This is a genomic window from Haloarchaeobius sp. HME9146 (assembly GCF_025399835.1).
In the GTDB taxonomy this organism is placed as follows: Archaea; Halobacteriota; Halobacteria; order Halobacteriales; family Natrialbaceae; genus Haloarchaeobius.
On sequence record NZ_JAODVR010000001.1, the window covers coordinates 1730222 to 1747017 of the forward strand.

The 16796-nt window shown below is 65.0% G+C and carries 14 protein-coding genes and 1 pseudogene; 5 read left to right on the forward strand and 10 right to left on the reverse strand.

Annotation, left to right across the window (positions count from 1 at the left end):
* Positions 1-55 precede the first annotated feature (55 nt).
* Together N6C22_RS08935 and N6C22_RS08940 are read right to left on the reverse strand one after the other, a co-directional pair.
* Positions 56-967 (reverse strand): ABC transporter ATP-binding protein, encoded by a 912-nt coding sequence (locus tag N6C22_RS08935; protein WP_261650752.1) that lies wholly within the window; start codon positions 965-967, stop codon positions 56-58.
* A 153-nt stretch (positions 968-1120) separates the two neighbouring features.
* A complete protein-coding gene (locus N6C22_RS08940) occupies positions 1121-3901 on the reverse strand; it encodes a DNA-directed DNA polymerase (protein WP_261650753.1) in 2781 nt (926 codons plus the stop codon).
* Positions 3902-4061: 160 nt separating this feature from the next.
* On the opposite strand from N6C22_RS08940, the gene N6C22_RS08945 reads away from it, so the two are divergent.
* The 3 genes from N6C22_RS08945 (at position 4062) to N6C22_RS08955 (ending at position 5208) form a co-directional block, all read left to right on the forward strand.
* Complete coding sequence (locus N6C22_RS08945) at positions 4062-4241, forward strand: hypothetical protein (RefSeq protein WP_261650754.1); 180 nt, start codon at positions 4062-4064, stop codon at positions 4239-4241.
* Between the two features lie 115 nt (positions 4242-4356).
* Positions 4357-4752 carry a hypothetical protein gene (locus tag N6C22_RS08950; protein ID WP_261650755.1) on the forward strand — a complete coding sequence of 132 codons (396 nt, stop codon included), beginning with the start codon at positions 4357-4359 and terminating at the stop codon, positions 4750-4752.
* A 24-nt stretch (positions 4753-4776) separates the two neighbouring features.
* Positions 4777-5208, forward strand: a complete 432-nt coding sequence (locus N6C22_RS08955) for a hypothetical protein (protein ID WP_261650756.1) — start codon at positions 4777-4779, stop codon at positions 5206-5208.
* Here N6C22_RS08955 and rad50 read toward each other — a convergent pair.
* From rad50 to N6C22_RS08970, 3 genes and pseudogenes are all read right to left on the reverse strand, one after another.
* A complete protein-coding gene (gene rad50 / locus N6C22_RS08960; protein ID WP_261650757.1) occupies positions 5205-7877 on the reverse strand; it encodes a DNA double-strand break repair ATPase Rad50 in 2673 nt (890 codons plus the stop codon). The two genes, N6C22_RS08955 and rad50, sit on opposite strands and share 4 nt — an antisense overlap.
* A complete protein-coding gene (gene mre11, locus N6C22_RS08965; RefSeq protein ID WP_261650758.1) occupies positions 7874-9202 on the reverse strand; it encodes a DNA double-strand break repair protein Mre11 in 1329 nt (442 codons plus the stop codon). The genes rad50 and mre11 overlap by 4 nt, the downstream gene beginning before the upstream one ends.
* Before the next feature lie 204 nt (positions 9203-9406).
* Positions 9407-9669, reverse strand: a pseudogene (locus N6C22_RS08970) (winged helix-turn-helix domain-containing protein).
* A gap of 193 nt (positions 9670-9862) precedes the next feature.
* Between N6C22_RS08970 and N6C22_RS08975 the strand changes: the two are divergent.
* Both N6C22_RS08975 and N6C22_RS08980 read left to right on the forward strand, forming a co-directional pair.
* Positions 9863-11080, forward strand: a complete 1218-nt coding sequence (locus tag N6C22_RS08975; RefSeq protein ID WP_261650759.1) for a proteasome-activating nucleotidase — start codon at positions 9863-9865, stop codon at positions 11078-11080.
* 97 nt (positions 11081-11177) lie between these two features.
* Positions 11178-11366: a PF20097 family protein gene (locus tag N6C22_RS08980; RefSeq protein ID WP_261650760.1), complete on the forward strand. Its 189-nt coding sequence runs from the start codon at positions 11178-11180 to the stop codon at positions 11364-11366.
* A 154-nt stretch (positions 11367-11520) separates the two neighbouring features.
* Here the strand turns inward: N6C22_RS08980 and N6C22_RS08985 are convergent, their stop codons facing one another.
* From N6C22_RS08985 to N6C22_RS09005, 5 genes are all read right to left on the reverse strand, one after another.
* Positions 11521-13194, reverse strand: coding sequence for a TrkH family potassium uptake protein (locus N6C22_RS08985; RefSeq protein WP_261650761.1), 1674 nt, complete (start codon positions 13192-13194; stop codon positions 11521-11523).
* Positions 13195-13884, reverse strand: coding sequence for a TrkA family potassium uptake protein (locus tag N6C22_RS08990; protein WP_261650762.1), 690 nt, complete (start codon positions 13882-13884; stop codon positions 13195-13197). It abuts the gene before it with no gap.
* Between the two features lie 45 nt (positions 13885-13929).
* Entirely contained in the window at positions 13930-14481 is a 552-nt protein-coding gene (locus N6C22_RS08995) for a plastocyanin/azurin family copper-binding protein (protein WP_261650763.1), read from the reverse strand.
* 44 nt (positions 14482-14525) lie between these two features.
* Positions 14526-15578, reverse strand: coding sequence for a M42 family metallopeptidase (locus N6C22_RS09000; RefSeq protein WP_261650764.1), 1053 nt, complete (start codon positions 15576-15578; stop codon positions 14526-14528).
* Between the two features lie 107 nt (positions 15579-15685).
* Positions 15686-16585, reverse strand: coding sequence for a DMT family transporter (locus N6C22_RS09005; protein ID WP_261650765.1), 900 nt, complete (start codon positions 16583-16585; stop codon positions 15686-15688).
* Between the last annotated feature and the right edge of the window lie 211 nt (positions 16586-16796).

The window sequence follows — 16796 nt, forward strand, 5'->3', positions numbered from 1 at the left end:
GATTGGTTGTTGATTACTGGTGGGTACGTATCTACCCTGTGCTAGCCAGAACCGGTTACGCGGTCTCGTAGACCTCCTCGCGGACCCAGTCGTACCCGTGCTCTTCGAGCTTCTCGGCGAGTTCCGGGCCCTCGCTCATGACGACCTGGCCGTCGAGCATGATGTGGACGTGGTCCGGCTCGACGTAGTCGAGAATACGCTGGTAGTGGGTGATCTGGAGGATGCCCGTGCCGACCTCGTCGCGCAGGGCGTTGATGCCGTGGGAGACGTCCTGCAGGCGGTCGATGTCCAGCCCGGAGTCGATCTCGTCGAGCACGGCGATGCTCGGCTCGAGGATGGCGGCCTGGAGGACCTCGTTCTGCTTCTTCTCCCCGCCGGAGAAGCCGGCGTTGAGGTAGCGCTGGGCGAACTTCTCGTCCATGTCGAGCTGCTCCATCTTCTCCTGGAGGAGCTGCTGGAACTCGGCGACGCCGATGTCGCCCTCGTCGGCGGGACCCTCCATCGGGGAGGTGTCGTAGCCCGCCTCTTCCTCTTCTTCCTCCTCGCCGTCGTCGTCCTCGAAGAGCTCCTCGCGCTCGTCGAGCTTGGCGTTGAGGGCCGTGCGCAGGAAGTTCGTCATCGTGACGCCCTCGATCTCTGCCGGGTACTGGAAGCCAAGGAAGATGCCGAGTGCGGCACGCTCGTTGGGCTCCATGTCGAGCAGGTTCCAGGTGCGCTTGTCTTCCGGAATCTCGAAGTCCTCGCCGAAGTCACCCTCCTCGAGGTGGAGCAGGACCTTCCCGTCCGTTACCTCGTAGGCGGGGTGGCCCGCGATGACCTTCGCGGTCGTGGACTTCCCGGACCCGTTGGGACCCATCAGGGCGTGAATCTCGCCCGAACGAACCTCAAGGTCGACGCCATCGAGAATCTTCTCACCGTCGTCTTCTGCGACCTTCGCGTGAAGGTTTGTGAGTTCTAGTCGTGCCATTCTGAGCTACCTCTTATCGTTCTAGCGAAAGGGGGTCGGCCCCATAATGCTTGCGTAATGCCCCGCTTTCGATTCCCGAATGCAGAAATATTTTTCTCGGTTGGTAAACTGTGGCACAGTTTCGGTCGACCGAAACCCCGTCGACCCGACGCCCTACATGAAGTTGCCGAGGCCAGTCTGTTGTTGGCCGGATTTCACTTCGTCCCAGGAGATGCCCAGGGCTTCGATGACGCGGGCGATGGGACCCTTCAGGGTCTTCTCGAGCATCTTGTCGTAGTCGACCTCGAACGTCTCGGGCACCTGGTCGGCGTACTCGAAGCAGATGACGTCCGGGTCGCGCTTGAACTCGCCGTAGAGGTGGTTGCGCTGGGGGTCGAACTCACCGGCGTCCTCCAGTTCTCGGAAGTACTCGGGGTGGACCTTCTTGAGGTAGAGGCGCTTCGGCTTCGACCCGCGGTCGAAGTTCGTCCCCAGCAGCATGTTCGCGTACTTCGCGCCTCGCACGTGCGCGGTGTCGGTGTCGTAGTCGTCGAGTCGTTTCCCGATACCGCCCGGGATGGCGATGTCGTCGTAGCTCATCTCACCGGCCTGGAAGTCCTCGATGATGTCGTGGAGGTACTCCGTGATGTCGTCCTCGCTGGCACCGCGGACGATCTGGTCGATGACGTGGTGCTGGACCTCCTTCGTGATGGCCGCGATGTCCGAGCGCTTGTACTCGAACCCGGTGATGTCGATGTCGTCGACGTCCTTGCCCTCCTTCCAGACGATGTGGCCCGCGTACCGCTTCTTCTTGCCCGCCTGGAAGAACCGGCGATACAGTTTCTCGAACTCAATCTGGAAGCGGTGCTCCTCGCCGCCCTCGATGTCGACGTCGAGCTGCTCTCGCGCGAACTCGTCGTAGGAGGCGTTGATGTGCTCCTCTATCTTGAAGGACTGCTCGATGGCCTCCTCGACCGACACGTCGGTCCCGAGTTCCAGCATGACGGAGTCGGTGTCTCCGTACGCGACCTGGTAGTCTATCTCGTTGGCGGCTTTCTCGGTGTGTCGGATGACCTCGCGGCCTGTCGCGGTCACGGCGGCACCCATCTCCTTGTCGTAGAGGCGGAACCGGTCCCAGCCCAGCACGCCATACAGCGAGTTCATGATGACCTTCACTGCGGCCTGTTGCTGGTCGTATCGTTCGTAATCCTCGCTACCGGGTTCGTGCTCGTTGCGCAGCGACTTCTTGTGCTCGCGCTCGCCGAGCAGTTCGTCGACCATCTCCCGGATCATGCCGTCCTCGTCCTTCCGGAAGTGGGTCCCGTTGGGGGCCTTGTAGGTCGGGCCCTCGAAGCTGTCGGGGTCGACCTTCGTCTCGGGGCTCGCGTTGATGGTCACCATGCACATCGGGTAGAGCGACTTCAGGTCGAGCACCGTCACCATCTCCTTGACGCCGGTGATGGGGTCGAAGACGGCCCCGCCCTCGTAGTCCTCGGACTCCTGTTTGCCCTTCGAGGGCAGCGCCCAGCTCCCGTGGACCTTATGGAGTACGTACATGTCGACCGCGTCACCCGCGGTCGGGGCGTCCTCTAACTTACAGCCGACGAAGGTGCGGACCTCGTCCCAGAAGGCGACGATGTCCTGCTTGCGGTCGAGTTCGACACAGATCTCCACGTCACGAAGGTTGTATTCGAGGAGTTTCTCGGGGTCCTGCTCCCAGAGGTCGCCGATGTCGCCGGTGTAGCGCTCTTTCCCCACGTCGAGTTCGAGCTCGCCGACGGCGTCGAGCCGGTAGGATTCGAGTTCGGAGAACTGCGTGCTCTTGTAGGCGTACAGCAGGTCGAAGACGACGCGGCCCTTGATGTCCGGACCGCCCCAGCCCGAGCGCCAGACCTCGTTCACGCGCGAGAGGCGATTCAAGTCCAGGTCGTACTCGTGCATCGCGGAGTCAAGCACGTCGAGCCGGTCGAGGAAGTACGGCGCGTCGAAGTCCTCGAAGTTCCACCCGGTCAGCACGTCGGGGTCGGTCTCGTCGATGTAGTCGACGAACGCTTCGAGCATCGCCATCTCGGCCTCGCGCTGGCTCTCCCCGTCGAACGTCTCGACGCGCACGTCGAGGTCGCCCTCGATGGGCTCGTAGTTCGGCAGTTCCTCGGGAATCTGGGCGTCACCCTCGTGGGCGACGTTGAGCCAGACGACGTACTCGTCGTCGACGGAGTCGTGCGAGGTGAGACAGACGATTGGTTCCTCACCGTCCTCGGGGAAGCCGTTCCGGTCGTCGACCTCGATGTCGAAGGTGTTGACGCGGGGTTCCGCGGTGACCTCGGTCGCCTCGACCTCCTGGTGGGGGACCCGGAGGACGCCACTGCGCCCGCGGCGCTCGGGGAGGCGAATCCCGCTCTGGATGTCCTTGTCGATGAGGAACCGGTTCGGGAACAGGATGTCGGCCTCGTAGTGGTCGAAGCGGTCGCGGATGTTCCCGACGTCCCGTGGCGTGCGTCCGAATATCTTCGTCAGGTGCTCCCCGCGGATGCTCTCGTAGGGCTCGCCCTCGTCGTTCGTCTCTTCCCAGTCCGTGATCACCGCCTCGTTCTCGAGTTCTTCCTCGTCGAGCGAGTCCGTCGGGGCGTAGAAGTACGGCTGGAAGCCGAACACCATGACGTGCTCGGCGGTGCCGTCGGGACGCCGGCCGAAGACGTGGATCACCGGCTCCTCGTGGTCCCCGGAGCCCTCGACGGTGTAGTCGACCTGCATGACGGCCAGCTCGACGGTCCCCTCGGGGTCGGGGAACAGTGCCTCGTCGCTCTCGACGATATCTGAGTTCTCCAGTCCCGGTGTCGTGACGGCCTCGGCCTCCGCGACGAGGTCGTAGGCGTCGTCACCACCGTCAGCCTGCGCACCCGCGTCCCCTGACGACTCCCCGAAGTCGGCGAAGGACGCCTGTTGTCCGGTCATTGCAGACGGATTAGCGGCCACCGATTAAAAGGATGGTTCATCGCGGTCGGCCGGCGTGGCTCACCCTGAACGGCCGGTATCCCACTGCCGTCTCCGGATGGTGTCGTTGCCCCGGCAAAAAGACCTTTACAGTGGTACGACTTAGCAAGGGGCGAGGTGAATGGGCTTGTCCGACCACGCAAGTAACGGTGACGGATCGACGCCCGACCAGAGCGCAGCAGATGGAACGGAATCCATCGAGACATACGAGACGGAGGATAGCGTCGTATTCTACGACGCCGAGAACCCGCTTGCGTGGCTCGAAGCCACCAAGACGTTCGCGCTGCGAGACGTGGCATAGAGAGACGACAGTCTCTGACATAGGGAGACAACGGCCCCTATCATAGGGAGACGACTCGGCACAGTCTCGAACTATCGCAGAACCCTTTTGTCCCAACCCGAACTATCTAGAAGTAGTGTTCAACGAGCGTAGCGAGCACGAACCGGACGAGTTCGACCCGGAGGACGACCTCCGGGACTACGAGGACGAACTCACCCCCTCGGTTCGGATTCCCGAAGCCCCGCAGGCACCGTCGGTTCCGGACGAGGCCGACGCTCCCAGCGAGCTGAAGTACGAGTTCTGGGCGATGGTGCTCGTGTTCAATGCTGCCATCCTGGGCGTGAGCCTGGGCGGGATGTACATCCTGTTCCGGGGCAACTGGGAGCTCGGTGGCCGTATCTTCCTCGGCGGCGTCGTGTTCTTCCTCTACGGACTGTATCGGTACCAGACGCGGACGTTCGGACGTGGGGACGAGGACGATGAGACTGCCGATTCCGACGCCGACACCGAAGACGCAGTCGACAACGACTAACGCCTCCTTCTCCAACCCGAAGCCATGCGAACCGTGCGCGACGATTCGGGCGACCGCTACCTCCTCGTGAAACGGTCGAGTGAGGCCAGCCTCGTGCGCGACCCGGTGACCGGTGAGGAACGATACGTCGAGAACGACCGGCTGGAACCAGCAGAAGGCGAGACACCGCTGGAGACTGCCGCGGGGGCTGTCTCCCCCGCGGTTCGCCGGATTCTCACGGCGACCCACGACGACCGCTCGCTCGGCCTGCTGGTCGAACTCGTCGACGGCGGTCCCATCGCGGTCCGGGACCTGCTCGCCACCTACGACCTCTGCGAGAGCGACATGCTCGGCCTGCTCACCGAGTTCCGTGCGGCCGGGCTGGTCGAAGAAGCGACCATCGCAGGTGAGCGCGGGTACGACGCGACCGACCTCGCGCGAGAGGGCGTCGCGGCACTCCGCAGCACCCGGGATTAGTACAGTTCTGCCAGCGGTTGCTCACCACGAGAGACCGTCGACCGGTTGGTCGTCGGGTCCTTCTCGACGTGGACCAGCGAGTCCGCCGCCCCGACGAGTTCCTCGTCGTGGCTGACGACGACGATCTGCTCGACGCCGTACTCCGTCCGCATCGTCTCGACCAGCGTCAGCAGTTGCGTGACGTGGCCGGAGTCGAGGAAGACGGTGGGTTCGTCGAGGATGAGTGGGGGCATCGGGGCCGCCCCCTCGACGCCCTCCGAGAGCAGCCGGTAGATGGCACACCGGAGGCTCAGGTTGAACAGGGCGCGCTCGCCGCCCGAGAGCTGCTCGGGGTCGAGCGTCTCGCCGTCCTTCTGGTAGACGGTGAGTTCGTACTCGCCGGAGAGCTCGATGTGGGAGTACGAGTCGTTCTGGTACACCAGGTCGAACGTCTCGTTCAGCATGCGTTCGAGCGTCTCGACGTTCCGCTGGCGGAGGTCCGCCCGGAGCTCCTTGTACATCTCCTGGAGGTCCTGCGCCTCTGCGTAGAGCGATTCCAGGGCATCGAGGCGCTCGCCGAGCGCGTCACGCTTCTCGCGCAGGTCCTCGAGTTCCTCGATTTCACCCCGGACGCGACCGGCCCGGTCCTGCAGGTCGTCGCGGGTCTCCGTAAGTTCTTCCAGCTTCGTTTCGACCTGTTCGATGTACGTCGCGGCGCGCTTCTTCTCGCTCCGGGCGTTCTCGACCTGCGAGTCGTCGACCGCGTCCTCGAGTTCGGCCTTTCGCTCGCGCTTGTCCGCGAGGGTCTGGCGGCGCTCGTCGTTCTGCTCGCCGAGCAGGTCGCGTTTCTCGCCGAGGCGTTCTATCTCGCTCTCGGTCTCCGAAATCTCGTCGAGCGTATCCGCGAGCGATTCGAGCGTCTCCTTTCGCTGGGTGACCGTGGCCTTCTCGGCGTTCGCTTCGCCGAGTGCCTCGCGGCTGTCCTCCAGCGCGTCGCGTTCGGCCTCGGCGTTCTCGCGTTTCTCGTCGGCCTCACTGTCGAACTCGTCCGCCTCGGAGCGCAACGTCTCGCGACGGTCGCGCTTGTCGGCGAGTGACGATTCTCGCTCCTCGACGAGCTGGGTTATCTGGTCGATGCGCTGGCGAAGCTGGGTCGCCTCGTCCTCGGCGTCGACCAGTGACTCGGCCGCTTCGATGCGGTCGTCGAGGGCCTCGAGGTCCGATTTCACCGACTCGAGTTCGGCTCGTTTCGCTTCGAGTTCCGCGCGGTCGTCCTCGATAGTGTCGACGTGGGGTGAGTCCTCGACAGGCTGGCCACACTCGGGACACTTGCCCTCGGCCAGCAGGTCTTCGGCCTCCTCGATGCGGCTGCGGAGCAACTCGACCTGGGTCTGGACCTCGTTTCGCTCCTCGCGCAGGTCCTCGCGCTCGCTCCGGAGCTCGTCGCGATGGGCCTCGGCCTCACCGAACTCGACCGGTGCGTCCTCGAACGGCTCCTTGGCGGCAGCGACCTCCGATTCGAGGCTGTCGAGCTTCTCGCGTCGGTCCGCGATGGCCTCCTCGTCCGCCTCTATCTCGTCGGCGAGGTCGGCTGCTTGCTCGCGTTTCTGTGCTGCTTTCGCGTCGAGGTCCTCGGCTTCCCCTTCGAGGCGGTCGGCGCGCTCGCGGTGGTTCGAGAGTTCGTTCCCGAGGTCGTTCACGCGCTCTTTGAGTTCGTCGAGGTCCGCGGTGACCTCGTCGATCCGTCCCGCGACGGTGTCGGCGTCCGGGTCATCATCGAGGTCAGTATCCGCCACGAGCTCGTCGCGGCGGTCGCGGGCCGCGGTCAGTTCCTCGCGCAGTTCCCGGCGTTCGGCCTTGAGTTCGTCGCGTTCGCGCTCGGTCTCGGCGATGTTCGACTGGAGCGTCTCGATGTCGTCCGCGACCGACTCGAGCGTCTCCCGTTTCTCCTCGTACTCGGCGAGGATGTCTTCGGCCTCCTGCTTCGTCTGTTTCGCCGTCTCGACCTGCTGTTCGTAGTTCTCGATCTGCGATTTCGTCTCGGACAGGTCGGTCTCGATGGTGTTGAGCGTCGCGTGCAGGTCCTTCGCTTCCTTCTCGGTGATCTGGTCTTCCAGCCCCTCGTAGCGCCCGCGCACGTTGTCGAGCACGTCGTTGACGCCGAGGCGGGCCTCGCTGGCGCGCTCGCGGTACTCCTCCAGCTTGCCTAACTGGAGCAGGTCGTCGATCATGTCCTGGCGGTCCGACGGTGAGGCGTGGATGAGCTTGTTGACCTCGCCCTGGCGGACGTACGCGCAATTGACGAACGCGTCGGCGTCCATCCGGAGCAGTTCCGTCACCTTCCGACGGACGGCCCGCGCGCCCTCGAAGGTTCCTTCGGGCGCTTCGAGGACGCACTTCGCGGTCTGGGCGCGGTCGGTGGTGTAGCGGATGCGGCGCTCGATGTGGTACTCGGACCCGGCGTGGGTGAACCAGAGTTCGACCTCGGCGTCCTCGGCACCAGTCCGGACCACGTCGTCCATCGTGCCGGTGAGTGCCTTCGAACCGTAGAGCGCGAAGAAGCAGGCTTCGAGCAGGCTCGACTTCCCGCTCCCGTTGACGCCGTGGACGACGGTGACCCCGCGGTCGAGCGTGAGGTCGGCGTCGCCGTAGCACTTGAAGTTCGAGAGGCGGACGCGTTCGACCTTCATTCGAAGTCCTCCATGGATGCCTGGCCGTCGTCATCGCCGGCGACGGTCGCCTCCGCCTCGGTAGGTGCGGGCTCGGATTCGGCGGGTGCGGCCTCGGCTTCGACAGGTTCGGGGTCGGATTCGGTGGGTGCAGGCTCGGCTTCGGCAGTTCCGGAATCGGCCTCGGCGGTGTCGGTCGAAGCATCGGCTTCGGTCGCACCGTCGGCAGCCTCGACCGCCTCGAACGCCCCGAGGTCGTCGTCGACCAGCGCCTGCACGCGGTCTTTCACCTCGTCGCGGACGTTCGAGTCGGCGACCTTGCTCGCGCGCACCGTCTCGTCCACGTCGCGGGCGGCCTGGCTCAGGCCGAGTTCGCGGACGCGCTCGCGGACCGCCTCGTCGGGGTCGGCGAACGACACCTCCACCCCACTGTCCTCGTCGAACTCCCGGCGGTCGGTGACGCGGGCGACCAGTGCGCCGCGGTCGATGGCGAACTCCTCGACGGCGGCGGGCGAGACGGGGTCGCCGTCGCCGGTGACCGAGACGATGACGACCGCGTCCTCGCAGTCGTGCTCGCGGACCGCTTCGCGCACGCGCTCGACACCCTCGCCCGGCGCGAGGTCCACGTCGACGAACCGGAAGGGGCGGTTGTCGGGGATGCCCCGGCGGGTGATGGTCACCTCGTCGTCGGCGGTGACGATGTTGTAGCCGCGGTCGTCGCGCTCGCTCGCGCTCACGCGCTCGGTCGACCCGCAGTAGGTGACCCAGGTGTCGCCGAGCTGTTCGACGCCGGGGGCGTGGTTGTCCCCGAGCAGGAGCGCGTCGAAGTCGACCGACGATTCCTCGATGAGGCGTTCGGTGTCCCAGTCGGCGTGCGCGAAGGGTTCGAACAGACCGTGGGTGACGAGCATGGCGTGGTCCGTGTCGTGGGGCGCGAAGTCGTACTCCAGGTCGTCGCGGCGCGAGCGCGGGACGAAATCGAGCCCGTAGAACGCGGTGTCGCCGAGTACGTAGGGCTCGCGGCCGAGGCGGGTCGCGAGGCCGATGTCGGCGAAGAGGTCGAGCCACTGCCCGTCGCGTTTCCCCTCGTGGTTCCCGACCACCGCGAGGAACGGGATGTCGGCGTCGGCGAGGTCGCGCAGCGCGGCGACCGTCCCCTGGAGGTCCTGCAGGCCGGGGCGACGGTCGTGGAAGAGGTCGCCCGCGTGGACCACGGCGTCGACATCGTCGTCGATAGCGTCGGCGATGACCCGTCGGAACGCATCGAGGAAGTCCTCCCGACGAGCCGGGGAGTGGTACTGGCGATACCCGAGATGGGTGTCTCCAGTGTGGATCACTCGTGTCATAGCTGGGACTATCGCCCGATGCCGTAAAGACGTTCCGCGAGTGGGGTGAAAGTGAAGCGACGGTCCGGTCGGTCGCGGGGTCGAAACAGGAGAGCGAGAAGGGTTCGCTATGGAACGGCAGCACCGCGACGGCGCGAATGGGTAGACGCGTGCGGGCCGCGGTCGTGGTCGACGATGCGGGGTGTCGCCGACGGGTGGTTCCGCCTACTCGATGTTCAGCGTATACAGTCGCTTGCGGGCGTCGGAGAACGAGAACCGGGAGTGGACCACGTCCTCTTCCTCGAGACGGTTGAGGGCGTAGCGGACCGTCCGGGGCGGGAGCAGTGTCTCCTCCGCGAGCTGACTCTGGGTCAGCGTGTCGTTGTACTCCAGCACCTTCGCCACCAGCTTCGCACTCGGGGGAGGTCGCGAACGTCGTCCCAGCTCCCCGCGGGTTGATCGGTCTGTTCCAGTTCGGTTGCGCTCATCGTACTCTCCCTTTCTGGATACTCTCTAATAATACTTGCTGTATTATTTTATTCCTGCTAGTAATCTCTCTGTGGCGGTCACTGGACAGGACACCGTTCCAGAATCACCGGACACAGCGGCGGGCGACAAGTTGATGACCGCTTCGGTGTCTCACCCGAAGCCTCTTAAGATTCAGAACCTAATGCCACTGTGATGACCGACACTGTGGACGACGTCGACCTTCCCTATGACGAGGAGGAGGCGTCCCAGCAGGAGAAAATAGAAGCTCTCCAGGAGCGTTTGGACGTGCTCGAGTCACAGAACGACGAGATGCGCGATAAGCTCCTCGACGCCAACGCAGAGAACAACAAGTACCAGCAGAAACTGGAGCGTCTCACCCACGAGAACAAGAAGCTCAAGCAGTCGCCGCTGTTCGTCGCCACCATCCAGGAACTCACGGATGAGGGCGTCATCATCAAGCAACACGGCAACAACCAGGAGGCGCTCACCGAGGTCACCGAAGAGATGCGCGAGCAGATCGAACCCGACATGCGGGTCGCGGTCAACAACTCCCTCTCTATCGTGAAGACCCTCAGCAACGAGACCGACGTGCGCGCTCGCGTGATGGAAGTCACGAAGAGCCCCGAGGTGACCTACGAGGACATCGGTGGGCTCGAAGAGCAGATGCAGGAGGTCCGCGAGACCGTCGAGATGCCCCTCGAGAAGCCCGAGGCCTTCGAGGAGGTCGGCATCGACCCGCCGTCCGGTGTCCTCCTCTACGGCCCGCCGGGGACCGGGAAGACGATGCTGGCGAAGGCCGTCGCGAACCAGACCGACGCCACCTTCATCAAGATGGCCGGCTCCGAACTCGTCCACAAGTTCATCGGCGAGGGCGCGAAGCTCGTGCGCGACCTGTTCCAGGTCGCTCGCGACCACGAGCCCGCCGTCATCTTCATCGACGAGATCGACGCCATCGCGAGCAAGCGCACGGAGTCCAAGACCTCCGGCGACGCCGAGGTCCAGCGGACGATGATGCAGCTGCTCTCCGAGATGGACGGCTTCGAGGACCGCGGTGAGATCCGCATCATCGCGGCGACGAACCGCTTCGACATGCTCGACCGCGCCATCCTGCGCCCGGGCCGGTTCGACCGCCTCATCGAGGTTCCCAAGCCCGACGCCGAGGGCCGCGAGATCATCTTCAAGATCCACACCCGCGACATGAACGTCTCCGACGACGTCGACTTCGCCGAACTGGCGGGGGTCGCCGAGAACGCCTCTGGTGCCGACGTGAAAGCGATCTGTACCGAGGCCGGGATGTTCGCCATCCGTGACGACCGCCGTGTCATCACGATGGCCGACTTCGAAGCCGCGTGGGAGAAGATCCAGGCCGAAGAAGAGGACGACCCGGACGTCTCCAAGACCTTCGCCTGACCCCGCACAGCCTCCTCGTCAGCGACTCGTCTCCACACGATTTTCACCGCGGCCGCCGACCATAGTTTGAATAGCACTCCGGCACCAGCCGTGGGTGATGCCGCCCTCACAGTGTCCCGATTGCAGTACCGAACTCGTCGATGGCACGGTCGGAACCGGCACGAAAGAACTGGTCGTCAAACCCGATACCGAGGACGGCGGACTGCTCGGGTTGGGTGGCTGGCAGACCACGACTGCCAAGTGCTGCCCCGAGTGCGGTCGCGTCCTGCTCTACGCCGACGACTGAGACCGCGAGACCGCCGACCGACTGTTTATGCCGGAAGCCGCGGCCAATCGTGGCGTGACCTGACCACGGACGTCCGTCGGTTCGCGGGTGTGCGGCACCCCAGCGGACGACCCCACCAATCCATTCCAGACAGTGCCGCCTGTCCGCCACCAGCCTACGGGTTCAGCCCCTTGAGCGCCGACCGGAAGAACACCAGCACGGGGATGATCTCCAGCCGACCGACCCACATGTTCAGGAGGAACATCGTCTCGGCGACGACCGGCATGTCGGGACCGGTGATGCCCGTCGAGAGGCCGACGTTGCCCTGGGCGCTCGCCACCTCGAACAGCGCGTCAGCGTAGCTGAAACCCGGCCCGGCAACGTTGACCAGCACCAGGCTCGTCGCGAGCAGCAGGATGAGCCAGAGCATGCTGACGATGGCCGCCTCGGAGAACTCGCGGTCCATCTCCTCGCGCCCGAGTGTTCGGTCGCCGATGTCGACGTTGACCACGGCATTCGCCGGCAGGAACACCCGGGAGAACTGCCACTGGATGCCCTTCGAGACGGTGTAGCCGCGGATTATCTTGATGCCGCCGACGGTCGACCCGGCCGCGCCACCCATCGTCATCGCGCCCGAGATGAGCAGTTTCCCGCCGTCGGACCACCTGCCGATGGGCGAGGACTGGAAGCCGGTGCACGAGAGCGCGCTGACCCACTGGAACGTCGCGTCCCTGATAGCGTCGAACTGGGCGGTCGAGAGGGTGGGTAGCGGTGACGGGACGGTCGCCCCGTACCCCGCCGACGCGAGGCCCACGAACAGGTTCTGTGCGGCGAGCACGACGATTCCCCCGCCGAGCAGCAGGAACAGCCAGCGCGTCTGGAGGTCCTCGACCAGCTCGCGCCATCTGCCGTCCGAGAGGATGGCGTAGTGGATGGGGAACGCGATAGCACCGAGTGTCATCACCGGCAGGAGGACGGACTCGATGAGCGGTGAGTTGTACGTCTCCATCGAGTTGTCCGTCACGGAGAAACCCCCGGTCGAGAGCGCCGTCATCGCGTGGTTGAGTGCGTGCCAGAACGCCTCGCCCACTGGGTAGCCCTCGGCCAGCCAGATGACGAGGAACAGCGCGAGGATGGAGAGCAGCGTGTAGCCGACGAATATCTTCCAGACGGTCCTGACCGTGGAGACGACACTCGGATGGATTTTCTCCTCGCGCGCCTCGGAGCGGTACAGCGCGTAGCTCCCGCTCCCGGGGCGCGAGAGGATGGAGACGGTGAGGACGATGACGCCGACCCCACCGACGTACTGGATGAGCGAGCGCCACCACTGGACCGAGTGCGGCAGCGACGGCTCGTGGATGGCCATCGTCAGCCCGCTCCCCGTCCAGCCGCTCATCGACTCGAACATGGCGTGCAGCGGGTTCCGGAAGTAGCCGAGACTGGACTTCGTCGCGAGCCCGCCCGCCGTGACCACCGACCAGTCGCTCGTGTCGGTCGCGGCCGGGACGTAGCCGTTCATGACGGTCTCGGGAGTGACCCAGGCGACGAGGAAGAACGCGAGCGCGCCGAAGACGGCCGTCGCGAACCAGCCGCCCGCGGCGATGACCATCCCGTGTTTCATCATCGGATCGGGGGCGTCCGTGAAGACGCGACGGCTCAGGCCCCCGAGGAGGGCGGTGACGCCCGCGGCGGTCAGGAAGCCGAGCGCCGGGTAGAGCTCACCGAAGACCAGGGCGACGAGGACGGTGAATCCCATCAGCCCGGCCTGCATGAGGAGGAGCGTGCCCACGTCCCGGAGGATGATCGCGAGGTCAGCCGGGACGCCGGCGACGGTGCGAGTGCGAGCCATCTATTCGAGGTCGTGGTCCTCGTAGTGCCCGAAGATGTCGGTCACGTCCGGGGTCGCGCCGTGCTGGGCGTACACCGTGAGGAGGTCTCCGGGCTGCACGACGGTGTCGCCCCGCGGGGTGAGGGGGTCGCCGTTGCCGTTCCGCTCGATGGCGACGATGAGGATGCCGTGGTCCAGCACGCCCTCCCGGTTCGCCTCCTCGAGCGTGTAACCGGCGATGGGTGCCTGCTCGTCGACGGTTATCTCGAACACCTCTGCGGTGTCGCCGACCTTCATGTAGTCCTTGATAGAGGGGCGCTTGACCGCCCGGTAGAGGTATTCGGAGATGAGACGCTGGGGGTTCTCCATCGTCGTGACGCCGACGCGCTCGAAGAGGTTCATGTGTTCGGGGTTGTGGACCACGCTGACGACCGCCGGCACCTCGCGCTCCTTGGCGAGCAGCGAGACCATGATGTTCGTCGCGTCCTGGTCGGTCGTCGAGATGATGGCGTCGGCGCGCTCGATGCCGGCTTCCTCGAGCGTCTCCGCCACCGTCGCGTCCGCGTTGATGACCAGACAGTCGAACTGCCGCGCGGCGGCATCCGCCTTCGACTCGTCTTGCTCGATGACCACGACCTCGTTCTCGTCACGGGTCGCGATCTCGATGAGGGGCGTCCCGATGTTGCCCGCACCGACGATGATGATATACATTAGGCGCGGGTTCAGGACCCGCCGTCGAAAAGGTACCGTTCTCGCTTATTCGGGGGTCTCGTAGTCGCCGCCGTACTTGAGGAAGACGAAGGCGAGCGAGAGCACCGACAGCATCGCGCCGAGGGTCGCCACGCCGATGGCCTTCGCCGAGTCGGGGAGCGCCGGCCCGCCGCCGCCACCGCCGCTGGACGGTGCCTGGCCGCTGTCGTTCACGACGATCTCACCCTTCATGCCGAGGCCAGCGTGGGGGTCACACTGGTACTCGTAGGTGCCCTTGGTGTCGAACGTCGAGGTGAACGAGAACCCGGTGTTCTCGATGGGCTTGTGGCCCTCCCAGGACGCGCCCTCGGGGACGCTGGTGGGGTTGACGTTGTGGTTGTCGGACTCCCAGACGAACTCGACGGTGCCACCCGCGGCAACGTAGAGTGGGTCCTCGGTCCCCGGGGTGTAGACGTAGTTTCCGCCCGGACCGACCTTCACCGTCTTGGTCTCCTGTGCACTGGCCGTGTCAGCCGTAGCTGCGACGGCTGCTGCCCCTGCGGCGCCCGTCAGAAACTGCCGGCGAGAGATGGGCGCGTCCTCTGTGTCGCGGCTCATACTGACCGCTTTGGAGTCGGTTGTAGTGAAATCTTCGATACGGCTCACAGCGTGTAGTCGTGTTCACCGTCTTCAGTTTCGAGGAACGCTGCGGTCAGGTCGATACACGCGGCGATGTCGTCGGCGTGGGCGACCTCTGTCGGCGTGTGGAGGTACCGGGTGGGAATCGAGACGGCCCCGACCGGGAGCGCGCCGTGAGAGTACTGCAGGCCACCAGTGTCGGTCCCGCCCGAGGGGAGAACCTCGAACTGGTGGTCGATGTCCTCGTCTTCGGCGACCGCGCGGAGCCGGCGGTGGACCTTCGGGTTCGTGATGACCGAGGAGTCCTTCAGCTTGATGCCAGCACCGTCGCCGAGCCGGGTGATGTGGTCCCACTTCTCGAAGCCGGTGATGTCGTTGGCGACGGTGGTGTCGAGCGCGATGGCGAGGTCCGGGTCCACGTCGACGCCGAGTGCCTCCGCACCGCGGAGGCCGACCTCTTCCTGGACCGTCGCGGCGAAATGGACGGTCACGTCGGGGTCCTCGATGCGCCGCGCGAGTTCGAGCATGATGAACACCGAGACGCGATTGTCGATTGATTTCCCGGAGATGCAGTCGCCGAGGACTTCGGTGTCCTGTGACATCGTCACGAGGTCACCGACCGAGACCAGTTCGTCCACCTCGTCGGCCGGGAGCCCGAGGTCGACCGTCACGTCGTGGACCGTGCGCTCCTCGTCGTCGTCCTCGCCGCCGGTGTGGGGCGGGACCGAGCCGATGACGCCCGGGAGGTCGCCGTCCTCGGTGCGAATGTTGACCCGCTCGGCACGGAGAATCTGGGGGTCCCAGCCACCGAGCGCGTCGATGGTGACGAAGCCGTTCTCGTCGACGTGTCTGACCATGAAGCCGATCTCGTCCATGTGGGCCGCGACGAGGACGCTGTAATCGCTGTCGCCCTCGATGGTGCCGACGAGGTTGCCCATCCCGTCGCTCTCGATGGCGTCTACCTCCGGGTCGAGCTCGCGACGGACGATGTCGCGAACGGCGTCTTCGTACCCGGGCGCTCCGTGGGTCTCCATGAGTTCGACGAGGAGCTCGTAATCGAAGTCGAAAGAGGTCATGCCAGAGACTGCCGTACCGCACACGTAAAAACTGGCCGAATCCGGCCGATACACCGGCTCTCCCGCCTGCGTTTCCGTTACTGGATATTTCCAATCGCGGCTGGATGTCAGGGCAGCCGGTCCGTCGACAGCCGCCGCCGGAGGTACCCGGAGAGCGCGTGGCGCTTGATGAGCGCGAAGCCGGCGAAGATGATGGTGAACCCGAACAGGGTCGTGCTGTCGACGAGGTCGCCGAAGAGGAGCCAGGTCGCGACGGTCGCGACGACGGGTTCGAGGTAGCCGACGAGGTTGATCTCGGTCGGCCCGAGGCGGTCGAGCAGTTCGAAGTAGAGCAGGAACGCGACGACACCCGAGACCAGCGTGAGGTAGGTGAGCGACACCACGGCGGGGCCGGTCCATTCGATGGCCGCGAAGGACTCGCCCCGCCCGAAGCTCACGACGTGGAGTAGCCCCGCACCGAGCAGCATCGACCAGCCCTCCATGGTCTGGACGGGGAGCCCGGAGTCCAGCGGACGCGTCAGGACCGTCCCGAGGGCGAAGCTCGTCCCCGCGATGAACACGAGGAGCACGCCGATGAGGCTGGTCGACAGTGCGGTTCCCGGCTCGGGCTGGACGACGACCACGACGCCGGCGATGCCACAGAGGAACCCGATGGCCCCGAGGGGCTGGAGCGGGTCGTCGACCTTGAGGACGCTGCCGAAGCCCGCGGTCAGGATGGGCGAGAGGCTGATGACGACCGCGGCGACCGCGCCCGAGATGTGCTGTTCTCCGATGTAGAGGAGTGCGTGGTAGGCGGCGAAGACGAAGACCGCGGTCACCGCGGTCTGGAGCCACTCGTCACGCTCGCGGGGCCGCCAGCGGTCGGTCGAGTAGAGGGCGTAGCCGAGGACGATGAGTCCGGCCACGTCGTACCGCAATGCGGCGAAGAGGATGGGTGGGAAGTGATGGAGACCGACCTCGATGGCGACGAAGGAGGTGCCCCAGAGCGTTGCCAGAATGAGGAACATTCCGCTCGTATCTGAAAGTCGTCTCCAAAGGTTCGCGTGAAACATGTTCGTATCTGCAACTACGGTAGATTGTCGATATTAAAGACTTCCGCAACAGGAACAGAATAATTGGTTTGAATAGCGAGAAGATTGAGAACAGTAGAATAGAACTACAATATTTCGTTTGAATATCGAAATAGAATCGATTTCTTTTGTGCCGAATGTTCATTAC

Coding starts and splice junctions, on each gene's coding strand:
- N6C22_RS08995 (WP_261650763.1), bottom strand. CDS start 14,481: ATGAGCCGCGACACAGAGGACGCGCCCATCTCTCGCCGGCAGTTTCTG.
- N6C22_RS08980 (WP_261650760.1), top strand. CDS start 11,178: ATGCCGCCCTCACAGTGTCCCGATTGCAGTACCGAACTCGTCGATGGC.
- N6C22_RS08975 (WP_261650759.1), top strand. CDS start 9,863: ATGACCGACACTGTGGACGACGTCGACCTTCCCTATGACGAGGAGGAG.
- N6C22_RS08935 (WP_261650752.1), bottom strand. CDS start 967: ATGGCACGACTAGAACTCACAAACCTTCACGCGAAGGTCGCAGAAGAC.
- mre11 (WP_261650758.1), bottom strand. CDS start 9,202: ATGACACGAGTGATCCACACTGGAGACACCCATCTCGGGTATCGCCAG.
- N6C22_RS08945 (WP_261650754.1), top strand. CDS start 4,062: ATGGGCTTGTCCGACCACGCAAGTAACGGTGACGGATCGACGCCCGAC.
- N6C22_RS09005 (WP_261650765.1), bottom strand. CDS start 16,585: ATGTTCCTCATTCTGGCAACGCTCTGGGGCACCTCCTTCGTCGCCATC.
- N6C22_RS08985 (WP_261650761.1), bottom strand. CDS start 13,194: ATGGCTCGCACTCGCACCGTCGCCGGCGTCCCGGCTGACCTCGCGATC.
- N6C22_RS09000 (WP_261650764.1), bottom strand. CDS start 15,578: ATGACCTCTTTCGACTTCGATTACGAGCTCCTCGTCGAACTCATGGAG.
- N6C22_RS08990 (WP_261650762.1), bottom strand. CDS start 13,884: ATGTATATCATCATCGTCGGTGCGGGCAACATCGGGACGCCCCTCATC.
- rad50 (WP_261650757.1), bottom strand. CDS start 7,877: ATGAAGGTCGAACGCGTCCGCCTCTCGAACTTCAAGTGCTACGGCGAC.
- N6C22_RS08955 (WP_261650756.1), top strand. CDS start 4,777: ATGCGAACCGTGCGCGACGATTCGGGCGACCGCTACCTCCTCGTGAAA.
- N6C22_RS08940 (WP_261650753.1), bottom strand. CDS start 3,901: ATGACCGGACAACAGGCGTCCTTCGCCGACTTCGGGGAGTCGTCAGGG.